This is a genomic window from Sporomusa malonica, assembly GCF_900176355.1.
In the GTDB taxonomy this organism is placed as follows: domain Bacteria; phylum Bacillota; class Negativicutes; order Sporomusales; family Sporomusaceae; genus Sporomusa; species Sporomusa malonica.
On record NZ_FWXI01000027.1, the window covers coordinates 1 to 23591 of the forward strand.

Sequence of the window (23591 nt, forward strand, 5' to 3'; positions counted from 1 at the left end):
CGCCTCGGTAGCTCAGTCGGTAGAGCAGAGGACTGAAAATCCTCGTGTCGGCAGTTCGATTCTGCCCTGAGGCACCATTAAAGCGGAAGTAGCTCAGCGGTAGAGCATCGCCTTGCCAAGGCGAGGGTCGCGAGTTCGAATCTCGTTTTCCGCTCCATTCATGTGGCGACATAGCCAAGTGGTAAGGCAGAGGTCTGCAAAACCTCTATTCCCCAGTTCAAATCTGGGTGTCGCCTCCATGTTTTCTTATCATTGCTTGCATTGCAAGCTTGAATCTACTCAAGATTCACTTATGCCGGGGTGGCGGAACTGGCAGACGCAACGGACTTAAAATCCGTCGGAAAGAAATTTCCGTACCGGTTCGATTCCGGTCCTCGGCACCAGTATTTATAAGACTTCGCAGTCATTGCGAAGTCTTTTTCATGTGCGCCCAGCATGGTCGCTTACTTGTTGGTGAAAGTCCAATACGGGGGTGGATAGTGCCAACCGTTAGCCTAAGACAAGAATGTCGCCCGTGAGGGCACAATCGGAAGGAAGTCGGCGGCAAAGCTTCGGTCTGAGGAACACGAACTACATATAAGGCGTATGTCCGCTGGGCGAGTTTTCATGGCAAATAAAAGCATCTGGCGGTTAATGAATAGAGGCTTAACTCTTGGCTCTGCCGAAGTTCTTCTAGTATTAGATATGGATATATCGGAGCGGTCTCTGAGAAAATTTTAGCGCAATGCGTTCTATTGATTTAAAATCTGTGTTTTTGCCAATCCGATACGTGTCTTGAATATGTTGAGTTTATTATACTATGATGTTCAATTGAAATGGACAATTGCTTATTCGAGGAAAACATTTATTTGACAGAAAAAAATATTTGTAGTATAATAAGCTATAAATTGTTAGAACCTACTAACAATTACTGATAACTCCATATTGTGTTTTAAACCGCCACGGGATATGGGAAATTGGGTGTGACGTATCACATTCGCCGGCACGAGCCGAATATCCAAACGTAGGAGGTTTTTTTTTATGGGCAAAAATAGATTTGAGACCAAGTTGAAAAACGAAAACAATACATATAAAGAGCTTTTTCTGAGAAATCCCCAGAATCCCATTTTATCGGCCAAGGACTGGCCTTATCCCGTGAATACAGTATTCAACCCGGCGGCGACGATGTTTCATGGCAAGGTTTTGTTGCTTGCTCGCGTGGAAGACCGGCGGGGCTTCTCTCACTTTACTAAGGCGATTAGTGACGATGGCGTTGGCAACTGGCAGATTGATCAAATGCCGACGTTGGAACCCGATCCGGGAAATTATCCCGAGGAGCGGTGGGGGATTGAAGATCCTAGGATTACCTGGCTTGCTGAATTGGGTAAGTGGGCGATTACCTATACGGCCTATTCTCGCGGTGGACCACTTGTGGCGATGGTGCTGACCAATGATTTTATCCATTTTGAGCGGTTCGGACCGCTCATGCCGCCGGAAGATAAGGATGCCGCCCTCTTTCCGCGCAGGATAAACGGAAAATGGGCGCTTATCCATCGGCCGATTACCGCCAACTATGTACCTGGTGCGCACATCTGGTTGTCATCTTCCGAGGACTTCACCCATTGGGGCGACCGGCAGGTGTTAATGCACGCCCGGCGGGGTGGTTGGTGGGATGGTGGGAAAGTTGGTCTTGCAGCACCGCCGATCGAAACCGCTGAAGGTTGGATACTGTTATACCACGGAGTGCGCCAAACGTGCTCTGGATCGCTTTACCGACTTGGACTGGCACTACTCGATTTGGATAATCCCATGAAGGTATTGCACCGGAGTGATGAATGGGTTTTTGGGCCGACCGAATGGTATGAACGGGAAGGGGACGTGGATGACGTGGTATTTCCAAGCGGGTGGGTGTTAGACGATAAGACCGGATTGTTGAAAATGTACTACGGTGGGGCTGATTCTTGTATTGCTTTGGCTACTGCTAGTGTCGGCGATTTGCTGGAATATATTAAAAGATGTCCGGAACCGTTGGATGAGGCACTTTATTAATATTGATTAGTCAAACCCGGGTGAGCCGGTAAGCTGCAGCTTAGAAACGCATAAAAAGGCTGCGGAAGAAAAGAAGGAGACCAAAAAGATGATTGCAACAAATAAAATAAGAAATATTGCTTTTTTGAGTACCTATCCGCCACGGGAGTGTGGATTGGCTACATTTACGGAAGATCTAGTGAACGAAATTGATAAAATACCATTTATTCAACCAAGTGTTATTGCAGTGGTGGATAAGGAAGGATATACAAACTCCCAAGTAAAACGCAAACTTAGTCAGCACGACCGTACGAGTTATCTGCTGACGGCACTATGGGCGAATGATAATGTGGATCTCTTAGTTATCGAGCATGAATATGGGATATTTGGCGGCGAATGTGGCGAATATATCCTTGATTTAGCCAAAAGACTGAAGATTCCTTTTATCGTCACGACACATACTGTGTTGTTAGAACCATCGCCCAAGCAACAGGCTGTCCTACGAGAATTAGGAAGGCTCAGCACCAAGGTAGTGACGATGGCTGAAAGTTCTATTCCCATATTGGCTGGGACATACGGTATTGAGTTAGAGAAACTCATCTTTATCCCTCACGGTGTTCCTAATATGCAAGTAGAATCGCGAGAAAAATTGAAAATCAATCACGGCTTACAGAACAAGCAAGTCATTAGCAGCTTTGGACTCATTAGCCCGGCCAAAGGCCTCGAGTATGGGATTGAAGCGGTGGCGAAAGTCGTACCGGATTATGAAAATCTGATGTATCTAATCCTTGGTAAGACGCATCCATGCGTCAAAGAAAGTATGGGCGAAAAATATAGACAGAGCCTGATGGATTTAGCGCAAAGCCTTGGGGTGCAGGATAATATCTGGTTTATTGATAAGTACCTGACAAAGGAAGAAGTGATTACCCATCTTCATATGTCCGATATGTACTTGACACCGTATCTGTCGAAAGAGCAGGCGGTCAGCGGGACGTTGGCATATGCCATGGGGTGTGGACGGGTTATTGTATCGACCCCATATCGTTATGCAGAGGAAATGCTGGGTGGCGGTCGTGGAATGCTTGGCAAATTCAGAGATTCCGACTCGATAGCATCGTGCATTCGATCAGTGCTCGCCAATCCAGTTCGGAAAAAAGAAATGGAGATGAAGACATTGGCAGTTGGCCGGACAATGACATGGGCCAATGTAGCCGCTCAATATGCCGAACTAGGCATGCAGATCATTGATGACAGAGGAAATCGGACGAAAAATGATACCAGGCGACTTGTTCGCCCATCGATTCCAAACTCTCATCCCCATCTTGCTATAGTTAGTCGGAATGGAGTGAAGGTGGGATAATGACTCAATTAGGCAATGTCTTTGATGATGCACATATCTTTCGGATGACCGATGATACGGGTATGTTCCAACACACCCGTTACAATGTTCCTGATTTGGATAAGGGGTATACAACTGACGACAATGCCCGGGCATTAATTATGGCGGTGATGCTTTATGAAAAGAAACGGCAGTCGAAATACCTTGCATTAGTCTATCATTACTTGGCATTCATCTTGTATGCCCAGAATGAAAGCGGCCATTTCCGGAATTTTATGACCTATGGCCGGCAATTCACAGAAACACAAGGATCTGAAGAATGTTTCGGCCGTTGTCTTTGGGCCTTAGGGTATACGTTGGCTTCGACAGTGATGCCCGGTGGGGTAAAGGATGCATGTACTAGCGCAGTCAGTCGCGCATTGTCACGTATTTCTTCTCTCAAGTGCCTGCGGGGGCAGGCATATGCCCTGATCGGCCTGGGTTTTATTGATAGGACTGAGAGCAATAGCCTGATCCTCAGGCTCGCTGATTCCATCGCCGTTCGCTTTGAACAGTGTGCAGGGGAGGGCTGGTGCTGGTTTGAAGACAGCCTCTCGTACGATAATGCCGTACTGCCTTGGGCTATGTTCGTGGCTTCCCGCCAAACAGGGCAGGACAGGTTTCTCTGTATAGCGCGCCAAAGCATGATGTTTCTTGATCAAGATGCCTTTCGTGACGGCTTTTTCCGGCCGGTGGGCTGTAGAGGGTGGTGGATACGGGGGGGTGAACCGGCATTATATGATCAGCAGCCTGTCGAGGCATCCATGTCCACGCTGGCTCATTTGGTTGCTCATAAGGTCACTGGCGATGAAGCCATGCTGGTATTAGCCAGGCGGAGTTTTGCCTGGTATATGGGGGAGAACTCTTGCCGTGAAAGTCTGATTAACGCTGAAACTGGCGGTTGTTATGATGGTATAATGGCTGATGGTCTGAACCGCAATCAAGGAGCTGAAAGTATTGTTGGCTATTGTATTGCCAGTCTGGCTTTGGACAATGCAGTTCCCTGCGACTTATGATTTAATCAGTAAAAAAAGGAACGTGATTATCTTATGAAAGTAATTATTCTCGCCGGTGGCGGAGGTAGTCGCCTGTTTCCTCTTTCGCGCACACTGTTTCCCAAACAGTTTTTAAAGTTGAATGGCGAAGAATCGTTGCTTGCCCAGACGATCGCCCGGTTTCTTCCCCTGGTAAAACCCGCTGACATGGTAGTGGTGACTAATCAGGAATATGTTCATCTTGTACGAACAGAACTTATCGCCGCCAAGGCTCAGGGAGCCCATATCCTGCTGGAGCCGGTGGCGCGCAATACGGCCCCGGCGGTCGCATTTGCGGCAAAATACTGTCTGGAGCAACTGGGCTGTGAGCCTGATGAAATACTATATATAACGCCATCTGATCATATTATCCGCCCGATAGAGACATTTACGGCAAACGTTCGTCAGGTGATCGGGCTGGCGAAGTTGGGCAAGGTTGTGACCCTTGGCATACCGCCGAATCATCCGGAAACCGGTTATGGCTATATTCAAGTAGGCAAGCCTTTTGGTGGTGGTTTTGCCGTCCAGTCCTTCCGTGAAAAGCCGAATCAACAGACCGCAGAGGCGTACCTTGCTGCTGGCAGCTACTACTGGAATTCGGGTATGTTTGCATTTACTATACATTGTCTCATGGACGAATTACAGGCATATCAGCCAGCGATTTATGAATTGGCCGAAAGTAGTTTAGCTGAGATGACGGTGAATTTTACCCAAATGCCTAACATCTCGCTTGACTACGCGATCGCTGAAAAATCGGAAGAATTGGTGATGCTGCCGATTACGGCGGAGTGGAATGATATCGGTTCATGGGATGCAATCTATGACGTACTGGATAAGGATGCGGACGGTAATGCCGTAAAAGGCGATTGTATGCCGATTGAATGTTCAAATACGTTGATATTGGGACATAGCCGTCTTATTGCCGGTATCGGTCTTGAGGATATTCTGGTAGTAGAGACGGACGATGTCATCGTTGTTGCGAAAAAAGGCGAGTCCCAGAAGGTCAAGGATCTAGTGGGTGAGCTAAAGGCGAAGGGCCGGGTTGAGGCGGATGAACATACGACAGTTTATCGTCCTTGGGGATTCTATACAGTATTAGGTTCTGGACCAGGATATAAGATGAAGAAGATTGTCGTTAATTCAGGGGAAATTCTTAGCTTGCAGATGCATTATCACCGTAGTGAGCATTGGATTGTTATTGGCGGTACGGCAAAGGTAACTATTGGTGATACTGAACAAATGGTGCATGAGAATGAGAGTATTTTCGTGCCACAAACAACCAAGCACCGGCTTGAGAATCCCGGGAAATTGCCGCTGCAGATTATCGAAGTGCAGAACGGCAGCTATCTGGGTGAGGATGATATCGTCCGTTTTAACGATCGATACGGCAGGTCATGATAGTAAGGGGCTGTGTGAAAATAAAATGGACCTATAGAATGGACACTTAATAGTCCAATGAGTCCTGACGACATTTTGATGACACAGTTAAATTTAATGCCATATTAGCACGGTTGTACTCAGTAGTATAGGCGAAGGAGGCCTCAACTGCTGAATACGGCATTTTTGAGGCGATTTCTCAACAGAAAAAGCAATAGGCACCTCTTAGGGATTAAAACCCTCGAGGTGCCTATATTTTTGCAACAACTTTATTTATCTGGCTTTCCATTGACTGTTTTGAACAGCGGCCTTTTTCAATATTTTCCAATGCCTTATCCCCGGCCTTTAGAGCACTGTCGCATTTATTGGCGACAAAATCATTGATCGCGGTTTGCGCTTCCATATCATTGCCGGAATTTTTAAGGCTAATATACTGTTGCTCGAAAGCCGGCATATCTATTAATAGTTCTTTTTCATAGGAATCGAATGCAGCGCGAATACCTTCATGGTAAAGTTTATAGTAGCCAAAACTGCGCATAGCAATACTATGGAAAGCATACGCTGCCTCTGGTGTACTATATCTTGGATCTACCTTAGTAATTCCAACGTAAAAAGGTACATAGGTACTGTTGCAAGGCTGCATATAGCTATGAAGCATTAATCCTAGCTCATTAGGGACGTCGGGCCTGGATATCATCATTCCGGTAGAACTTGTTGCCCCCCAGCCTAAATCATGTTCACAAACCCCACGAATGTACATTGAGGTTTCAATCGTATCTTTCTTTGGCCATTCAGCCATCCACTCCCTATTATACCAGTCAACAACATCGCTGCTATAAAAGGGAACTTGATGCATATCTATTACTTTACCGCTTGGTAACTTATAAGTATCATAATGGTCGCGTGTAAATGGAATCAAAGTGCCAGCATCTATTTGCCCGGTTGCTTTTGCCAATAGCTCCATCGCTCTTTGGTAACGCATTTCCGTATTATACAGTTTTTCGACTGCAGGACGCTTGGCAAAATTATCGTTATTATCAGGATATAACTCTAGCGTGCCGTATACGTTGCGGAAGTTTATTCTTTGCGTGCCTTCTTTGACCCATTTCTGTTCAACCGCAAAAGATAATGCCGTTCCAAGACTGACCATACTTTTCTACCAGATTAGCAACAACATCCACACCTTCACGAGCTGTCTTGGCACGTTCCAGAACTAAGCGCACTGATCCCCATGCCGTAACCCCAACGCCCAGCTGTACGGGAACCGGTGAATTTATAAGTTTCCGTCACTTGAGGAATATCAATGTAAGCTGCTTGGTATACCTCATCTGAAGTATGGCGTGGCTTCTCTTGCAGACCAATTTCCGATAGAGTGGCGGCTGATTGGTCGCGGTTTTTAGAAATTATAGTTCCTTTACCACTTTTGAGAGCAGAACCTTGGGCCATAAAGGTAGTGCATTCACCTTGAAAACCTGTATGACCGGAACGTTAAACAGAAAAAGAGGCCCTCTTATCTCCTGATTTGAAGTCACCTTGCTGGCTTTATTTTTATAGGAGGCTTTTGAATAGGCGAGTGCGACCAGAACAGTCAGTCGCATAGTGTTCAGGGGCCCTTCATAATGTCCATTCATTTCAGTGACCGCAAAAACAAACCCTGGGAAAATTAAATAATTTTGCTAGTCCTGCCGCAGTAACACCATAATAAATCACTGGCTTTCCTTGCTGCAGTTCGTGGTAGGTATCATTGACTAGGACACTTCCTGTAGAGAGAACAATATCTGCCCAGCGTGCGTGCTGGGAATTAAGAGCCGCATCCTCAATGCGAACCCCACAGCGAATTTGACCGATATTATCTGGATTAAGGTCGGTAACTTTAAGCTCAAAGGCGGCGTTATTTAAAGCTTCAATTAGGGCGGGCTGTAAACCAACGAAAGCGATTTTAGGACGACCATACTTTTTCTGAATATAAGCAGGCAGTTCCTGGGCGCAAAGGGCTGGCTCTTTATCTTTACAGTGGACTGTTGCTTCAAGCTGTTGCAAACTGCGCATAATGGCGTTCAAGGTTGCAACGAACACTGCCCGACGGAAATTGGTGTCCAACGGCAGTTGTAGTACATCGCTCAATGTACCTTCGAAGTGTCCTGGCTGATCGGTAAAGGCTTGCCCGATACCATCGCGCAGGCGTGCTTCCATCATAACTTCCTTTCCGGTAAGGAGAGGGTAATCATCGCGATCTGGTTTTCCAATTGCTTCTTCGGGAGTGAGATCGCGTGCAGATACAATCATAACTTTTTCATTATACGCCCAGTTTTGGCTTTCAACTATTTGTGAGAGCTTTATTTTTGCTTCTTCCAACAGTGTCATACCATGATGCTCCTTATTGATAATAAATTTATAGATAAAGACGCATCCAAGAGGAGATGAATTTTTCTTGAGATGCGTCTTTATTAGGTTACTTAGTGACCGCCGCAGCCGTGACCGTGATGGTCGTGCTGTTCGTGGTCGCAGGTGTTTCCTGAATTGACAAGTTTGCCTTGTAAATATAGATCAACGAGGTTTTCAGGAGCATCACATGGTGCCCCGCATAAGATTTGTACGCCGCGTTCTTGTAAAATCGCCTGCGCTGCTTCGCCCATTCCGCCGACTAGGATGTCTGTGCATCCTTGATCGGCCACCCAATTTGGAATGACACCAGGGGCGTGGGGCGGCGGTGTCAGGGTCTCTTGTTCGACGATTTTGCCGTCATCTACAGTGAGGATGGCGAATTGTTCACAATGGCCAAAATGGGTGCAAAGTTTTCCTTGAACTACGGGAATTGCAATTTTCATAGTTTTGTCAACACCTTTCTGCTTATTAGGAAGCTGATGAATTAACTGATCAACAATATGCTGCATTTTCTCTTTAGTATGACTGGTTAAAGTGTCTATACTTTGGCCAGCATCACCAGCGGTGACTACGCCAGGGTCAATGGGCAGTTGTCCCAAGAAGGTAAGGTTATAATCAGCGGCTGTTTTTTTACCACCGCCGCTTTTGAATATTTCATGCATATTGCCGCAGGTGGGGCAGACAAAGCCACTCATATTTTCGATGATGCCTAAGATTGGCATCTTAACTGTTTGACAAAAATGAATGGATTTGCGTACGTCTGCTAAGGCAATTTCTTGTGGGGTTGTTACGATAACAGCCTGGCAACCGGTAACAGTTTGCGCTACTGTCAGTGGCTCGTCACCTGTTCCCGGGGGGCTGTCGATGATCAAAAAATCGAGTGTTCCCCAGTTAACATCTGATAAGAATTGGCGTATAATGCCAATCTTTACTGGGCCACGCCATATTAGAGGAGCATCTGGTTGATCCAATAATCCCTGGATTGAGACTACTTTTAAATTTTCATCATATGGGTAGGGCTGGATTTTATTACCGATAGTGTTTAGCCGAAGGCCAGTAAGCCCTAAAAGCCCGGAAATACTGGGGCCGTGAACATCAACATCCAGTAGGCCAACCTGATAGCCTTGATTGCTTAAAAAGACTGCGAGATTGGTGGCAACAGTGCTTTTTCCGACACCACCTTTGCCACTCATGACAACTATCTTGTATTTTACCTGTTGTAAAAAATGGTTGATTATCTGATTTTGCGCTTCTAACTCATGATCGCTATTTGTGCTACACGACATTTAAAACATCTCCTTAAATTACCTTATTGGTGATTATTTGCCATGTCCCATTGCCCCAGGGCTGTTAATTGAAGACAATTTGCCATCAAGGAAGGCTCTTAGTGCCTCATCTACAGTGCCGTTAAAATCACCGAAGGAATACATAGTGATGTTGGCGGCATCTAAAAGTTTAAAGGCTTTAGGGCCAACATGACCAGTTATCAGCACACTGGCTTCCGTTTTTTCCAGGGATTGCCCTGCTTGGATGCCAGCTCCGTGGGCAGCTTCGAGGTTTTGGGTGTTGGACAGAGAAGTCCAAGTGTCACTTTCTTGATCATAAAGGACGAAATAATCGGCTCGGCCAAAACGAGAATCGACTGCTGCGTTGCGATTCTGGCCGTGTGAAGTAATGGCAATTTTCATATGCATTTTCCTCGCTTTCTATGGTTAATTTATATAAATAATGTATTTAGTGTGCGTACTATTTGGCATGAATGAAAATTAGAAGACTATCGAAATGGATTAAGTTTTCGCTGTAAATAACCAAGCTTACTTTCGGTAACCCGAACGTCTAAGTACTTGGCTAGGTTATGCCATAGGTTCGTCAGACTGTCTTTCACTTCAACATTTGGAATTTCCAACACGGTTTTACCGGACTGGACAGAGCAGCGAAATGCATCGCTGTAGGGAACTTGTCCGACGATAGGAAGAGCTTTGCTGTTGCACCAGGCTATTAGGTCTTTGGTATTTTCCGGGTGAAGGGTGCTTTTGTTAATGCATACAGCAAGAGGTAAGTTAAAATGAGTTACTAAATCAACCAAACGCATCAAATCATGCATGCTGGAGACAGAAGGTTCTACAACAGCCAATACTAAACTAGCACCTGATAATGCCGCAATAGCTGGGCAGCCAATGCCTGGCGGACCATCAGTAATAATCAGTGGTAAATGTTTGGCTGTGGCAATTTTTTTCGCTTCTTGTCGGACTTTACTGACAAGCTTACCTGAGTTTTCAATAGCTAAACCAAGTTCGGCGTGAATCAAGCAGCCAAAACGTGTGTCAGATGAAAACCAGTTCCCAGCTCGTTTTTCTTGCATGCCAATAGCATGTTCAGGGCAGTTAAAGGCACATACACCACAACCCTCGCAGTTTAACGGCGTGGTAATGACACCGTCGGCAATGGCTCCGAATCGGCATAAGGCGGTGCATTTGCCGCAGTGAGTGCAGACTGTTTTATTGATCTGTGGTTCAAAACCAGCTTTGAATTCGTGGGTTTCGCGAATGACAGCACCGCTAATCAAATGGAAGTTGGCAGCATCCACATCGCAGTCTATCATAATTTTTTTATGTGCTAAAAAGGCGAGCGCGGCACTAATACTGGTTTTTCCGGTGCCACCTTTGCCGCTGACAATGACCAATTCCTTCATTAGATTGCGCTCCTGTCCGGGATAATTTGATGCCAAATCCTAGCGGCAATGTCCTGAAATTCATTAGGAATGAGTCCTGCAGCATATTGCTTGGCAAAGGAAAGACTGTGAGGAATCTTAGCTAATACAGGGATATGGCGGCTTTGGCATAAGGCTTCGATGCTATCATCACCAGTGCCTTGGTCACTTTTATTAATCACAACTCCTGTAGGTATATGTAACATTTGTGTAATATTCATGGCTAGTTCTAGGTCGTGCCTCCCAAAGAGAGTCGGCTCAGTCACTAGTATGCAAAAGTCGCTGTTTTTGACAGCAGTAACCATAGAACAGGAAGTACCGGGTGGACAATCGAGCAAGACATCACCGTTAAGGTTAGTAGCAACTTGTTTGATTGTTTTAATGAGAGGCACAGCGCTGGGGGCGCCAATCTTGAGAGTACCATTTAATAGGCGAATGCCAGGAGCAGTCGTGGACACTCCGTTGGTGACGATGCCAATAGGTTTTTGAGACTCGCTAATGGCACCATGCTGGCACGCGAGAATGCAGCCACCGCAACTATGGCATAACTCGTCAAATAACAGGGCTGTTTTACCAGAGATCGCAATGGCATTAAATAAGCAAACAGCTGAGCAAGCCCCGCAGCCATTACACAAGTCGGTGATAATGTGCGGTATCATAACGTTGATCTCGCGCCCCGCTTCTTGCCACTTAGGTTTTAAAAACAAATGACAGTTCGGCTCTTCTACGTCGCAGTCGATCAGGGTTATATCCAAATGTGTAGCAGCGAGCAGTAGGGCCAAAGTGGTTTTTCCGGTTCCGCCTTTGCCGCTGGCAATGCTAATATGCATCGGGTTCCTCCTTTCGTGTGGGTAATGAGGTGGGCTCATTCCACGCACCCTTTGGTCCATTACCTCATGGATCTATTCCATCTCCTCTAGATATAGGAATCACCTCCTTTTATGAAAAATGAACTATATTTCAAAATCAAGATAAAAATATAGTTATGAAGCAGCGATGGATAGATATTGAGACCTCCTTTATCCTTGACTCAATTATGAAATATATTTCATAATTGAGTCAAAAATTTTTAATCCTCATCACGGATGACAGTAGCGCTTTGGCAGGCAGGGCATATTAGATCATGGCAACGCTGTCCTGTACCGTGAGGTAAAGTCCACTTGTGACCGCAGGTCTGGCAAACAAAATGACGCAGACTAGTTTGACAACGGTGTGCGACGCGGAAGTTACCACCATCAACCCGTAGGGCATAGCCTTGCCATAAAGCAGCAGCTATTTTTTGGTGTGCTTTATTTAGGATGCGGTGAAAGGTTGGGCGTGATACTCCCATGCGTTCAGCCGCAGCCGCCTGATCTAATAGCTCGATGTCTGCCAAGCGAATGGCTTCCATTTCTTCGATGTTTAATGTTATTTCTTCAAGATCGCGCAAGGGAACCCCGGCGGGTTTATAGTGTGTAACAGGTGGTAGTTTTTCGACTTTACGTTCTTTAGGTGGGCGCCCCATGGTGCTCCTTTCAATTTATGAGCAATATTTCATAATGAATATACAACATTTCATAAAAAATGTCAAGGAAGTAGCCTGTAGGAGTTTAAGATATGCATTCCCCATGTTCTTAAAATAATAATTATTGCGGTGCTAATACTAATACAGCAAATTCTAAGGGGGGCCTATGCCCACAATGGCTAATTATCCATCTAATGAACAAATTGCTGAAATGGTAAAGCAGTTAACCCAGGCCCGCATTGAGAATTGGCTGGGTGAAGTTGTCGGACACTGGCGCTGGTGGATTCTTGTGACATTATTTAAGTTTGAAAGAATGAGGTAGTTTTTATACTCTACACCGGTATAGCGACTCGGAAAGTAGTTCCTTCATTTTCGATGGACTGGGCAGTAATCGTACCATTGTGTCGATTAACGATACTAGCACATATTGCTAGGCCTAAACCTGTGCCATTATCTTTTGTTGTATAAAATGGATTAAAAATATCTTTTAGTATCTCCTGAGGAATGCCGCAGCCAGTATCTGAAATAAGCAATATAATTTCCATACCGTTTAATTGTGTCTGTATGGTGAGAATACCACGTTTACTCATAGCTTCAATTGCGTTTCGGGAAAGATTTAGAACAAGTTGGATTATTTCTTTATCGTTTATGAGGCAATTGGGTATTCGGGAATCCAATTGAAATTTTAACTCTATTCCTTGTTTTAATGCCTGCGCAGATAATAATGGATATATTCCTTCAAGAAGGTGATTCAAATTACACAGTTTTTGTTGTGTAACTTTACTTTTTGCTAAGGAAAGGAAATCAGAAATAATACCCTCAACCCTCGCTAGTTCCTCTAATATTAATCTATATTGATCTTGTGTAGTAGTTGTAAGTTCCTTTTTTTGAAAATATTGCAAAAATCCTTTTATGACAGTTAAAGGATTTCTAACCTCATGAGCAACACCGGCTGCCATTTGAGAAACCAGATTAAGCCGATCTAGTTTTGCAATTTCTTCCATTGCTTTTTCCTTATCTTTATATAAGTTTAGTATTGTATTAAGGACAGGGATTAGCTGCGGAAATTCTACCAGCTTATTCGGATTATAACTTCCATTTTTAACTTGATCAGCAAGTTCATGTAAAGCTTTCTCCATTCTCCCAAAAGCCCAGTGGATAATTAATAAGACACAAATCCATAGCAAAAAAATAAGACCTAAATATTTAAGAATCAAAAAATAATACTGTCTGTTTAAGTCATCCATTTTGTAGTTTGCCCACACATGTCCGATCAGCTGCCCACCATAGTATAGTGGATAATTTACTGCCATAAGCGGTTGCTCATCTCTAGTTACACCACTGTCTAAATATGCGATGTCCATTTTTTTTGTTTCATAAATTTTTAAAGATAACCGGTGAGCTTTGGCTCCGAGTATTTCAGAATTAAAAGGTGCAAGAGCGACGATGTTCAGTTCCGGGGAATAGTATCCCAAGCCAAAGGAGGGGTAATTCTTAGCAACTTCGTCAACAATTGGTTGAAGATGCCGATTTAATGCTTTTCTCTTTTCTTCACTGGGACTATATAACATATCATCTGATTTTAACAACTGTTCATACGATGCGGGAATTCTTTGTTCCAAAGTAGTGGCAGCAGTAATTAGTTCTTGCTTTACTGCATATTGCAAAAGGGTATAAGTTCTATTAGCATTAACGAAGGCCCATAAGATTAGCGGTATAGAGACAACAATTGATACAATAATATATGTTCTCCGGTGAATCGAAGTGGGTAACATAGGATCCTCCTAGTAGTACTTAATTATTACTAATTACCACATTTTACTAATAAACCCTTCTTTCGTTTTACATTTATTTCAAAAAATAGATAAAATTTGAAAATCGTATAGAGTATCTTCTTTAAGGGGTGGATTGTATAGCAAATAAAAACATAAGAACCCAGAAATACAAAAGTGGTACTGCTACAAGTATTAGGCAATCCTAATTACTTGTAAACAGTACCACTCTTACTAGGCAGTGTTTGTATGCGGTCACATATCCAACATATAGTTACATGATGCTCAAGTCTTCCCCATTAAGGATTTTCTTCATGTTCTTCATTGGGCACATCTTACCGCACATAGTACAAGTATCATCACACTCAGGCTTAGACTCCTCACGGTATCTTTTTGCCTTTTCCGGGTCAATGGCTAGTTCAATCATGCGAGGAAAGTCTACATCGGCCCGGGCTGCACTCATTTGGTTATCCCAATCGCGAGCACCGGGGATTCCTTTAGCAAGGTCAGCTGCATGGGCTGCAATCCGGGTGGCGATGATTCCTTCTTTCATATCATCTAGGTTTGGCAAGCGAAGATGTTCAGCTGGTGTTACATAGCAGAGGAAGTCTGCACCGTTAGAAGCAGCTATAGCACCGCCGATAGCGCTGGTAATATGATCATAGCCAGGCGCAATATCGGTGACTAGTGGACCAAGTACATAAAATGGCGCGCCATGACACAGTCTTTTTTCTAACAACATATTGGCAGCAATTTCATTAATGGCCATATGACCAGGGCCTTCGATCATGACTTGCACATTTCTGGCCCAAGCGCGCTTAGTTAATTCACCCATGGTAATAAGTTCCTCAATTTGTGCCGGATCGGTTGAGTCGTGGATAGAACCAGGACGACAGGCATCGCCTAAACTTATTGTCACATCATATTTTTCACAGATATCCAGTAATCTATCATAATACTGATAAAACGGGTTCTCCTGGTGATTTAGTTCCATCCAGGCAAATAGTATTGAGCCACCCCGGGACACAATATTGGTGAGCCGGGTGTTATTTTTGATTCGTTCAGCTGTTTTCTGGTTCATAGCACAATGAACGGTCATGAAGTCGACACCATCTTCAGCATGTCTTTCGACAACTGAAAAAAACTCATCAACTGTAATATCTTTTAAATCCTTATCAAGCATGCCCACGGCATCATACATCGGTACGGTACCAATCATTATCGGTGACATTTCGATGAGACTTCGCCGAAAATCCCTGGTTTTCCCATAACAGCTCAAGTCCATAATGGCTTCAGCTTTTAGGTCAATGGCTCTTTTGGCCTTTTCTAACTCAAGCTCGATATCATAGCAGTCTTTTGACACACCTAAATTAACATTGACTTTGGTACGGAGTTTTTCGCCAACCCCTTTAGGACTGAGGCTGGTGTGATGGCGGTTTGCCGGGATGACAATCCTGCCGCTTGCCACTAGTTCGCGCAGCAACTCAAGGCCGATGTTTTCCTCCCTGGCTACGATACGCATTTGTTCAGTAATAATGCCTCGTTTGGCAGCATCCATTTGTGTAGTGTACATTAATATTTCCCCTTCCTTTTAATTATATTTTAGCTATAGGCAAGGGGGTACACACCGGCAAGCTCTAAGATTATTTGAAAAAAGCTTTCCTACGGTGGTACTAACCACATCAGGTTCAAGGGTTGGATTTTAATCCTCTCAGCCGTTTGGCACCCCTAGCTATAACTAATTAACATTGGTGAAGCTGTTTAATAGACAATACACTCAGCTACGCTTTTGCAGCTTTTAAGAGTTCAATTAATAGGTCGCCTGTTTGCACAGGGTCCTGTGGTTTTACATAGAGTTCTTTTATTATGCCGTCAAATGGCGCTTGAATGGTTGTTTCCATTTTCATAGCTTCAGTAACTACTAAGTGTTCGCCCTTTTTAACATAATCTCCTTTTTCGACCATAACTTTTACAACTTTTCCTGTCATAGAAGCGCCGAGATGATTAGAATTGTCCTTTTCAGCTTTAATACGGGAAATGATCACTCTCTTAATATTTTTGTCTTTGACCGCAACCTCACGCGGTAAGCCATTAAGTTCAAAGTTGACGACCCGGGTGCCATCTGGAAGCGGGTCATCAATAGAAATAAGTTTAACTACAAGGGTTTTTCCCTCTTCAATGTCAACTCTGATTTCTTCCCTGAGTTTTAGGCCGTGGAAAAAGGTAGGTGTATTTAGAATAGACACATCACCATTGGAATTAACGAAGTTTGCCCAATCGAGAAATACTTTCGGATACAGCGAGTAAGCCAGTATGTCACAGGTAGTTACAGGGCGCTGCAGTGTGTCTGCCAGAGTATCACGGATTTCAGCAAAGTTAGCTGCCTCCAGTAGTTCACCAGGGCGTTTTCTCAATGGTTTTTTTCCTTTTAGAATAATGCGCTGCAATTCTTTCGGGAAGCCCTGGTAAGGCTGGCCGATTTGTCCGGAAAAAAACTCAACGACAGAGTTAGGGAAGTCCAAGGTATCTCCCATTTCATAGATGTCGTCTTCTGTCAGGTTGTTTTCGACCATGAACAAGGCCATATCGCCCACGATTTTGGAAGAGGGCGTTACCTTGACAATATCGCCAAACATATCATTTACCTGACGGTACATTTCTTTGACTTTATCCCACTGGCTTTCGAGCCCTAGTGATTTGGCTTGCTGCCTTAGATTACTATATTGCCCGCCAGGCATTTCGTGCTGATACACCTCAGCATTGGGGAAGAAGAGACTGCTCTCAAAATCCTTATAGTAGGCGCGTACATCTTCCCAGTAATGGGATAATTCGTTTAGTTTACGGATGTCCGCTTTAGGCTGTCGCGCATGGCCTTGCAAAGCATAATAGAGGGAATTTCCACTTGGCTGTGACGACATCCCAGACAAAGCGGCGATTGCTGTGTCGACAATGTCTACGCCGGCATCAATGGCCCGAGCGTATGAATAGATGCCATTGCCACTGGTATCGTGCATATGCAGGTGGATGGGGAGTTCTACAGTCTCTTTAAGCGCTGATATAAGTCTATATGCTGCCTCTGGCTTAAGCAAACCGGCCATATCTTTGATGCACAGGATATGGGCGCCAGCTTGCTCTATTTCTTTTGCCATATTCACATAATATTTTAAATCATATTTTGTGCGGGCAGGATCAAGGATATCACCTGCATAGCATATAGCAACTTCAGCTACCTTACCAGAGCGCCGTACGGCGTCAATTGATACAGTCATACCGGCAAGCCAGTTTAAGCTATCGAAGATGCGAAAAACGTCGATACCGGCCTCGGCGGCCTGTGCTATGAAGGCGCGGATTACGTTATCCGGATAACTGGTATAGCCTACGGCATTGGAACCACGCAGCAGCATTTGAAATAAAAGATTGGGAGTCTGTTTTCTCAGGTCCGAAAGGCGCTGCCAGGGATCCTCTTTTAGGAATCTATAGGCGACATCAAACGTAGCGCCGCCCCACATCTCCAGTGAGAACAGATTAGGCAGCATATGGGCGGTAGGGGAAATCACATTTACCATATCATGTGTTCGCATCCGCGTAGCCAGGAGGGATTGATGGGCATCGCGCAGCGTGGTATCTGTCAATAAAACCTCTTTTTGTTCCTTAATCCAGGCTACCAGGCCATCCGGCCCACGCTGATCGAGGATTTGTTTGGTACCGTCGGGCAATGGGCCTGCTGGCACTTGCGGGAGTCTAACTGGTGGAAAACTAGGTTTGGGGCGTTTGTCGAGTCCTTCAAAGCCATTAATAGTAATTTCAGCTAAGTAATTAAGCAGTTTAGTTCCCCTGTCCTGAGGCTGGGAGAATACGAAAAGTTCGGGAGATGTGTCGATAAAGGTGGTGAAATAGTTACCGCTGAGGAAGTCCTCATGGTTAACTACGTTATAGAGGAAGGGTATGTTAGATTTTATACCGCGGATGCGGAATTCATTGAGGCAGCGCTTCATTTTAGCAATAGAGCTTTTATGCGTGAGGCCCCAGGTAGAGACCTTGACAAGCAGCGAATCATAATAAGGTGTGATGACCGAACCAGCATACGCATTACCGGCGTCAAGCCGTACGCCAAAGCCGCCGCCGCTGCGGTATGCCGTTATTTTTCCTGTATCAGGCATGAAGTGGTTCGCTGGATCTTCAGTGGTTACCCGGCATTGAATGGCGTGACCATTGCAGGTAATGCATTCCTGGTTAGCAATACCAATATTGTCATCACTCAGGGGTGCACCATCGGCAATATGCAGTTGGGCTTGAACAATATCGATCCCTGTAATCATTTCGGTAATAGTGTGCTCTACCTGAATACGAGGATTAACTTCAATGAAATAAAACTGCTGATCAGGTGTTACTAAAAATTCAACAGTACCAGCACTCACATAGCCGACAGCCTTCATCAATTTGACTGCCGCATTGCAGATCTCATGCCGGAGTTCTTCTGATAGTGAGATACTAGGCGCAATCTCGATCACCTTCTGGTGGCGGCGTTGAACAGAACAGTCTCTTTCATACAAATGTACGACATTACCATACTGGTCGCCGATGATTTGCACCTCGATATGTTTCGGGTCTTCGAGGAGGCGCTCAAGATAGATTTGGTCATCGCCAAAAGATGCCTTAGCTTCTGATTTGGCGCGATGATAGGACTCTTCTATGGAGGCTGCAGTGCGGACAATACGCATGCCCCGGCCACCGCCGCCTAAAATGGCCTTAATGATGAATGGATACCCATAGCGCTTAGCGAAAGCTTTGACATCTTCCACATTAGCTACAGGTCCATTGCTGCCTGGTATGACCGGTAACCCTGCAGCCACAGCCTGAGCGCGGGCATTGATTTTATCGCCAAACATGGATAAATGCTCAATTTCCGGGCCAATAAAGAGTATGCCTTCTTCTTTACAGCGTTTGGCAAGATTAATGTTTTCAGATAAAAAACCGTAACCTGGGTGAATGGCATCGACATCACGTTTTTTTGCTATGCGAAGAATGGCTTCAATATCCAGATAAGCGTCAACAGGGCTTTTCTCTTCGCCTACCAGATACGCTTCATCGGCTTTATAGCGGTGTAATGAGAAAATATCTTCTTTGGAATAGATTGCAATTGTGCGTATTCCTAACTCATTACAGGCCCGAATGACCCGGATAGCAATTTCGCCACGATTGGCAACCAGCACCGTCTGAATTTTGTTCATCATAATTCCCCTCCAAAAGCAAACAATAGTGCAATATTAAAATACAACTGTAATTGGTAATTTACCACTGATTTACAAAAAGCACAAGATACTTTATGAAAAATAGTAAAAGTATAACATTTGAAAAAAAGGTCGTATTTTTGTAAAGATGAAGGTAAGTCCGTTGGCCGTACAGGCAGGAAGTCGCTTCAATAGGGAGAATAATATGGAAGTAAACGCTGAAAATCATTGCAGCAACCATTGCAGCAACCATTGCGGAGGGATACGAGGTTGGATATATTATATGAAGTTGCAGATAGTCTTCGGCTACTAAGGGAAAAAAGGCCACTTATCCACCACATCACAAACTATGTTACTATAAATGACTGTGCCAACGTCACGCTGGGTATTGGTGCGTCCCCAGTTATGGCTGAAGATGTTGATGAAGTAGAAGAGATGGTTTCTTTCGCTTCGGGTTTGGTATTAAATATGGGGATGCCAAACCCAAGAAAACTAGAAGCAATGATCGTTGCTGGCAAACAAGCTGCTCACATGGGGATTCCTATTGTTTTTGATCCTGTTGGCGTTGGTGCTACCAGGCTGCGAATTGACGCGGCAAACCGAATCCTCGATGAGCTTCAAGTATCTGTGATACGCGGCAACCTAGCGGAAATCAAAGCCTTGACAGGGCTAAGAGGCGACATTAAAGGTGTTGACTCAATGGAGCAAGAGGAATACAGCTGGGATATTGTCCAGAGGCTGTCAGCAAGAGTAGGCTGTGTAGTTGCTGTAACAGGTAAAACTGATGTTGTTGCCAGCAGCAGCCATGTTTGCAGCATCCATAACGGTCATGCCATGTTAGCCGGAATTACGGGGACCGGGTGTATGACAACCTCGTTGATCGCTTGTTTTTGCAGTGTGACAAAGGATTCGTTTGTTGGTACCGTCGCCGGGATTGCAACAATGGGTATCGCGGGAGAGCTTGCCCAGAGAAGCTTGAAAGACCATGAAGGGTTAGGAACTTTCCGGGTGCGGCTTTTTGATGCGATAGCTACTATGAACCCGGAAACGCTGATTCAGATGATACGATCAGATTATTTGACAATAAGGAGTTAGGTGAACTATGCAAATAAGAAAATTGGCATATACTGCGATTTTTATGGCTATCGGTGTTCTTTCTGCCCACTTGGTTTATATCCCGGTCGGCATTGCCAAATGTTTTCCTTTACAGCATGTGATCAATATATTGCTTGCAGTACTTTTGGGAACCCGCTATTCTGTTAGTGCTGCCTTTGGTATATCACTTTTGCGCAACGTTTTGGGAACAGGATCTCTTTTAGCCTTTCCCGGGAGTATGGTGGGTGCAGCGCTTGCTGGGTTCTTATATAAAAAGACCAATAGCATCTGGGGGGCCATTGCCGGTGAGGTTATCGGCACTGGTGTCATTGGCGCCTTACTGGCATATCCTGTTGCGAAATATTTTATCGGCTCACCAGTCGGGGCATTCTTCTTTGTTATTCCGTTTATGGTTAGTACTGCCGGAGGCAGTATTATTGCCTATTTACTATACAAAACCTCCATTCCCGCAATTCTTTATGAAAAGATTAATGTTGGTGGAAGATAATGCTTGATAAATATTTCTAATTTATGGTAATAAATCCAAAGGATGCAGGATTTTAACATTTAGCAACGAATACTTTAATGTAGATAAAATTGAATAGTTAGTAACTCCGAATTTGGCAGTCTAATGGAAACTACGGCAGCCAAATCGATGGGTTTACCGGGAAATTGGTAAGCCTCCCGTTGCGGAAAGGAGTCAGTGCTATCTTTTATTGAGGCAGAGCGCTCATCCTTTTGGCGTGCTCTGTTTTTTTATTGCAGTCGATTTACTCTATTTTGGTTTCAGAGGCATACCTTGCGTTGAGTAAAAATCGAGAACAGGCAGGTGACTTATGTCGGTTTACGCTGAAAAAACTATTGATGGTACTTCGGTTGAATGGCGAAGATTTACAGCCACGTTAACCCTCACAGACAAAAATAGCAATTATTCTATCAGAACGGAAGTGCTCAATTCATGGATGAGGTGCCGCCAAGCCAGGGTTAATCCTAATAATGACAATATTCATCACAGCCTTGAAAATACCAGCCTTCAGGTTATGCTGAGACAAAACCGGGAGCTTATTACCGTAGCTAAACCGTTTATGGACAATTTATACCGGATTGTCGCAGGCTCTGGTTTTGTGGTAGCGCTAACTGATGTGCGTGGCTATATTATGGAGATATTTGGAGACGAAAATACATTAACTAACCCTATGACTGTCAGTTTTTTTCAGGGAGCAAACTGGAGTGAAACGGAAGCCGGTACCAACGCAATAGGTACGGCTCTAGTTATCCAGAAACCGATACAGGTATCAGGTTCTGAACACTACTGCCGCAAGCACCACTGCCTGACCTGCTCTGCAGCTCCCATTCTTGACTCAAAAGGTAGGGTTATAGGGATTTTGGACGTTTCCGGAGAATCGACTGCTGCTCATCTTCATACACTGGGGATGGTGGTGGCTGCTGCTGAAGCGATTACGGCTCAACTGGGGATTCGGAAGAAGAATAATGAATTAAGTGTAATTAATAATCGTCTGACAAATATTTTTAACACCATGTCTGACGGCGTCATTATGATTGACAGAAATGGTGTAATTAGTGAACTAAACCCTGTTGCAAAAGAAATATTAGGCTTTGGTTTGAGCTCGCCTGAAGCCAAACAGGGAGTGCAAGTAGAAAGTATTCTAGGGGCTAAGAGTTTCATCAGAAGAATGTTAAAGTGCAATGAATCCTGCACAGATGTTGAACTTATGCTAGACACCAGCCAGGGCTTGAGTCATTGTCTGGCCTCTGGCGAACCGGTTACTGATGAGCAAGGTACAGTGATTGGCGGCGTTATTATCCTGCGGCCAATCAAGCAAATTCAAAAATTAGTAAATAGGTTCAGCGGTCACTATGGAACGTTACAATTCAGCAATATTATCGGTGAGAGCAAAGAGATTCTTGAAGCCATCCGGGTTGCTTCTCTCGCTGCAACGACCATGTCTAATGTACTGCTCCAGGGGGAAAGCGGTACCGGTAAGGAGATTTTCGCCCAGGCTATTCATAATCGAAGTGAGCGCCGGTCCGGACCTTTTATTGCAGTAAACTGCGGGGCAATACCAAGGGAACTTATTGGGAGTGAACTCTTCGGTTATGTGGATGGAGCTTTCACTGGAGCCAAGCGAGGTGGAAAACCAGGGAAATTTGAGCTTGCTACCGGCGGTACGCTATTTTTAGATGAAATTGGTGATATGCCACTTGAGCAGCAAGTAGCGCTCCTACGGGTCTTACAGGAGAGGAATGTAAACAGAATTGGCTGTGATAAGGTAATTCCTGTTGATGTCAGGGTGATTTGCGCTACCAATAAATGCTTAATGAAAGAAGTAGAGAAGGGTACTTTCCGGAAAGATCTATATTATCGGCTGGATGTTATATCCATCACAATACCGCCGTTGCGAGAACGCTCAGAGGATATCATATCATTATTTAATTATTTTCTAGAAAAGCTGGATAAGAATTGTCGGAGTTTTCAGGTTAATTCCGAGGTGATAGAACGAATCGTAAGGTATAACTGGCCTGGCAATGTACGTGAGCTTCAAAACGTGGTGGAACGAATTGTTAGCCTGACCGAAGGACAAACAGTAACATTAGCCAATCTCCCCAAAGAAATAAGTAATTGGCAGCCGGCTAATACTAGTGAAGGATATCCTCTTACTAAGAATAATTTGGAATCATCAGGCGGGAGGGCGCAGCGACGCCGCTTGGTGGAGGAGAGCGAAAGACAGGAAATTATTGACTTTCTATCCAAGCATAGGGGGAATGTTAGTCTGACAGCTAGAAATATGGGTATTTCCCGTAATACTTTATATCGGAAGATGAAGCAGTATGCGATAGACGATTAGTAGATAAGTGTACCACAATGTCATTTTTGTGTGACACTTGTGACACACATGGAACAATAGAATTGGTAAGCCAACTGTCTAATAGTAAGCTGGTTAGAGACTCCAATGAGATCCCGTGCCCATGCCTGTTGGCCTGAAAGTGGGGTTTGTCTTCAATCCGAGCCAACTGTCAATAAAAGTTGGCTTTTTTGTTTTTAGTGTCCAATAATTGGCATGGAACTTGCGATTTAT

The 23591-nt window shown here is 44.5% G+C and carries 19 protein-coding genes, 4 tRNA genes and 2 riboswitches; of the genes, 12 read left to right on the forward strand and 11 right to left on the reverse strand.

Annotation, left to right across the window (positions count from 1 at the left end; genetic code table 11):
* Position 1 precedes the first annotated feature (1 nt).
* From B9A22_RS21675 to B9A22_RS21710, 8 genes are all read left to right on the forward strand, one after another.
* Positions 2–77: transfer RNA gene (locus B9A22_RS21675), tRNA-Phe, on the forward strand.
* A 5-nt stretch (positions 78–82) separates the two neighbouring features.
* Positions 83–157, forward strand: a tRNA-Gly gene (locus tag B9A22_RS21680).
* Between the two features lie 7 nt (positions 158–164).
* A tRNA-Cys gene (locus tag B9A22_RS21685) sits at positions 165–239 on the forward strand.
* A 55-nt stretch (positions 240–294) separates the two neighbouring features.
* Positions 295–383: transfer RNA gene (locus B9A22_RS21690), tRNA-Leu, on the forward strand.
* 637 nt (positions 384–1020) lie between these two features.
* Entirely contained in the window at positions 1021–2028 is a 1008-nt protein-coding gene (locus tag B9A22_RS21695) for a glycoside hydrolase family 130 protein (protein WP_084578039.1), read from the forward strand.
* Positions 2029–2116: 88 nt separating this feature from the next.
* On the forward strand, positions 2117–3367 hold the full coding sequence (locus B9A22_RS21700; RefSeq protein WP_084578040.1) for a glycosyltransferase family 4 protein: 1251 nt from the start codon (positions 2117–2119) through the stop codon (positions 3365–3367).
* On the forward strand, positions 3367–4401 hold the full coding sequence (locus B9A22_RS21705; protein ID WP_084578041.1) for a glycosyltransferase: 1035 nt from the start codon (positions 3367–3369) through the stop codon (positions 4399–4401). The genes B9A22_RS21700 and B9A22_RS21705 overlap by 1 nt, the downstream gene beginning before the upstream one ends.
* Positions 4402–4434: 33 nt before the next feature.
* Positions 4435–5817 (forward strand): mannose-1-phosphate guanylyltransferase/mannose-6-phosphate isomerase, encoded by a 1383-nt coding sequence (locus B9A22_RS21710; RefSeq protein ID WP_084578042.1) that lies wholly within the window; start codon positions 4435–4437, stop codon positions 5815–5817.
* Positions 5818–6046: 229 nt separating this feature from the next.
* Here the strand turns inward: B9A22_RS21710 and B9A22_RS21715 are convergent, their stop codons facing one another.
* From B9A22_RS21715 to B9A22_RS21750, 8 genes are all read right to left on the reverse strand, one after another.
* Positions 6047–6946 (reverse strand): peptidase C69 family protein, encoded by a 900-nt coding sequence (locus B9A22_RS21715; RefSeq protein ID WP_084578043.1) that lies wholly within the window; start codon positions 6944–6946, stop codon positions 6047–6049.
* A 35-nt stretch (positions 6947–6981) separates the two neighbouring features.
* Complete coding sequence (locus B9A22_RS25665) at positions 6982–7242, reverse strand: hypothetical protein (RefSeq protein ID WP_084578044.1); 261 nt, start codon at positions 7240–7242, stop codon at positions 6982–6984.
* Between the two features lie 186 nt (positions 7243–7428).
* The gene (locus B9A22_RS21725; RefSeq protein WP_084578045.1) at positions 7429–8160 is read right to left on the reverse strand and encodes a Rossmann-like domain-containing protein; all 732 of its coding nucleotides are present in this window, start codon (positions 8158–8160) and stop codon (positions 7429–7431) included.
* Between the two features lie 92 nt (positions 8161–8252).
* Complete coding sequence (locus tag B9A22_RS21730; protein ID WP_084578046.1) at positions 8253–9467, reverse strand: iron-sulfur cluster carrier protein MrpORP; 1215 nt, start codon at positions 9465–9467, stop codon at positions 8253–8255.
* A 33-nt stretch (positions 9468–9500) separates the two neighbouring features.
* Complete coding sequence (locus B9A22_RS21735; RefSeq protein WP_084578047.1) at positions 9501–9869, reverse strand: NifB/NifX family molybdenum-iron cluster-binding protein; 369 nt, start codon at positions 9867–9869, stop codon at positions 9501–9503.
* A gap of 86 nt (positions 9870–9955) precedes the next feature.
* Positions 9956–10873, reverse strand: a complete 918-nt coding sequence (locus B9A22_RS21740) for an ATP-binding protein (RefSeq protein WP_084578048.1) — start codon at positions 10871–10873, stop codon at positions 9956–9958.
* Positions 10873–11721, reverse strand: coding sequence for a nucleotide-binding protein (locus tag B9A22_RS21745; protein ID WP_084578049.1), 849 nt, complete (start codon positions 11719–11721; stop codon positions 10873–10875). Before B9A22_RS21745 ends, B9A22_RS21740 begins: the two co-directional genes overlap by 1 nt.
* Before the next feature lie 239 nt (positions 11722–11960).
* Positions 11961–12395, reverse strand: a complete 435-nt coding sequence (locus tag B9A22_RS21750) for a DUF134 domain-containing protein (protein WP_084578050.1) — start codon at positions 12393–12395, stop codon at positions 11961–11963.
* Positions 12396–12561: 166 nt separating this feature from the next.
* Between B9A22_RS21750 and B9A22_RS25670 the strand changes: the two genes are divergently transcribed.
* On the forward strand, positions 12562–12717 hold the full coding sequence (locus B9A22_RS25670) for a hypothetical protein (RefSeq protein WP_176215643.1): 156 nt from the start codon (positions 12562–12564) through the stop codon (positions 12715–12717).
* 10 nt (positions 12718–12727) lie between these two features.
* On the opposite strand, the gene B9A22_RS21755 is transcribed toward B9A22_RS25670, so the two are convergent.
* The 3 genes from B9A22_RS21755 to pyc all read right to left on the reverse strand — a co-directional run bounded on the left by B9A22_RS21755 (position 12728) and on the right by pyc (position 19401).
* Complete coding sequence (locus B9A22_RS21755; RefSeq protein WP_084578051.1) at positions 12728–14170, reverse strand: ATP-binding protein; 1443 nt, start codon at positions 14168–14170, stop codon at positions 12728–12730.
* A 271-nt stretch (positions 14171–14441) separates the two neighbouring features.
* Positions 14442–15740, reverse strand: a complete 1299-nt coding sequence (gene thiC / locus B9A22_RS21760) for a phosphomethylpyrimidine synthase ThiC (protein ID WP_084578052.1) — start codon at positions 15738–15740, stop codon at positions 14442–14444.
* A 69-nt stretch (positions 15741–15809) separates the two neighbouring features.
* A riboswitch (TPP riboswitch) is annotated at positions 15810–15907 on the reverse strand.
* A 41-nt stretch (positions 15908–15948) separates the two neighbouring features.
* The gene (pyc, locus tag B9A22_RS21765) at positions 15949–19401 is read right to left on the reverse strand and encodes a pyruvate carboxylase (RefSeq protein ID WP_245824099.1); all 3453 of its coding nucleotides are present in this window, start codon (positions 19399–19401) and stop codon (positions 15949–15951) included.
* Between the two features lie 267 nt (positions 19402–19668).
* Here pyc and thiM point away from each other — a divergent pair, with 267 nt between their 5' ends.
* From thiM to B9A22_RS21780, 3 genes are all read left to right on the forward strand, one after another.
* Positions 19669–20493 (forward strand): hydroxyethylthiazole kinase, encoded by an 825-nt coding sequence (thiM, locus tag B9A22_RS21770; protein ID WP_084578053.1) that lies wholly within the window; start codon positions 19669–19671, stop codon positions 20491–20493.
* Between the two features lie 7 nt (positions 20494–20500).
* Entirely contained in the window at positions 20501–21001 is a 501-nt protein-coding gene (gene thiW / locus B9A22_RS21775) for an energy coupling factor transporter S component ThiW (protein WP_084578054.1), read from the forward strand.
* A 92-nt stretch (positions 21002–21093) separates the two neighbouring features.
* Positions 21094–21208: riboswitch (molybdenum cofactor riboswitch) on the forward strand.
* 121 nt (positions 21209–21329) lie between these two features.
* Positions 21330–23360, forward strand: a complete 2031-nt coding sequence (locus B9A22_RS21780; RefSeq protein ID WP_084578055.1) for a sigma-54-dependent Fis family transcriptional regulator — start codon at positions 21330–21332, stop codon at positions 23358–23360.
* Positions 23361–23591: the final 231 nt, after the last annotated feature.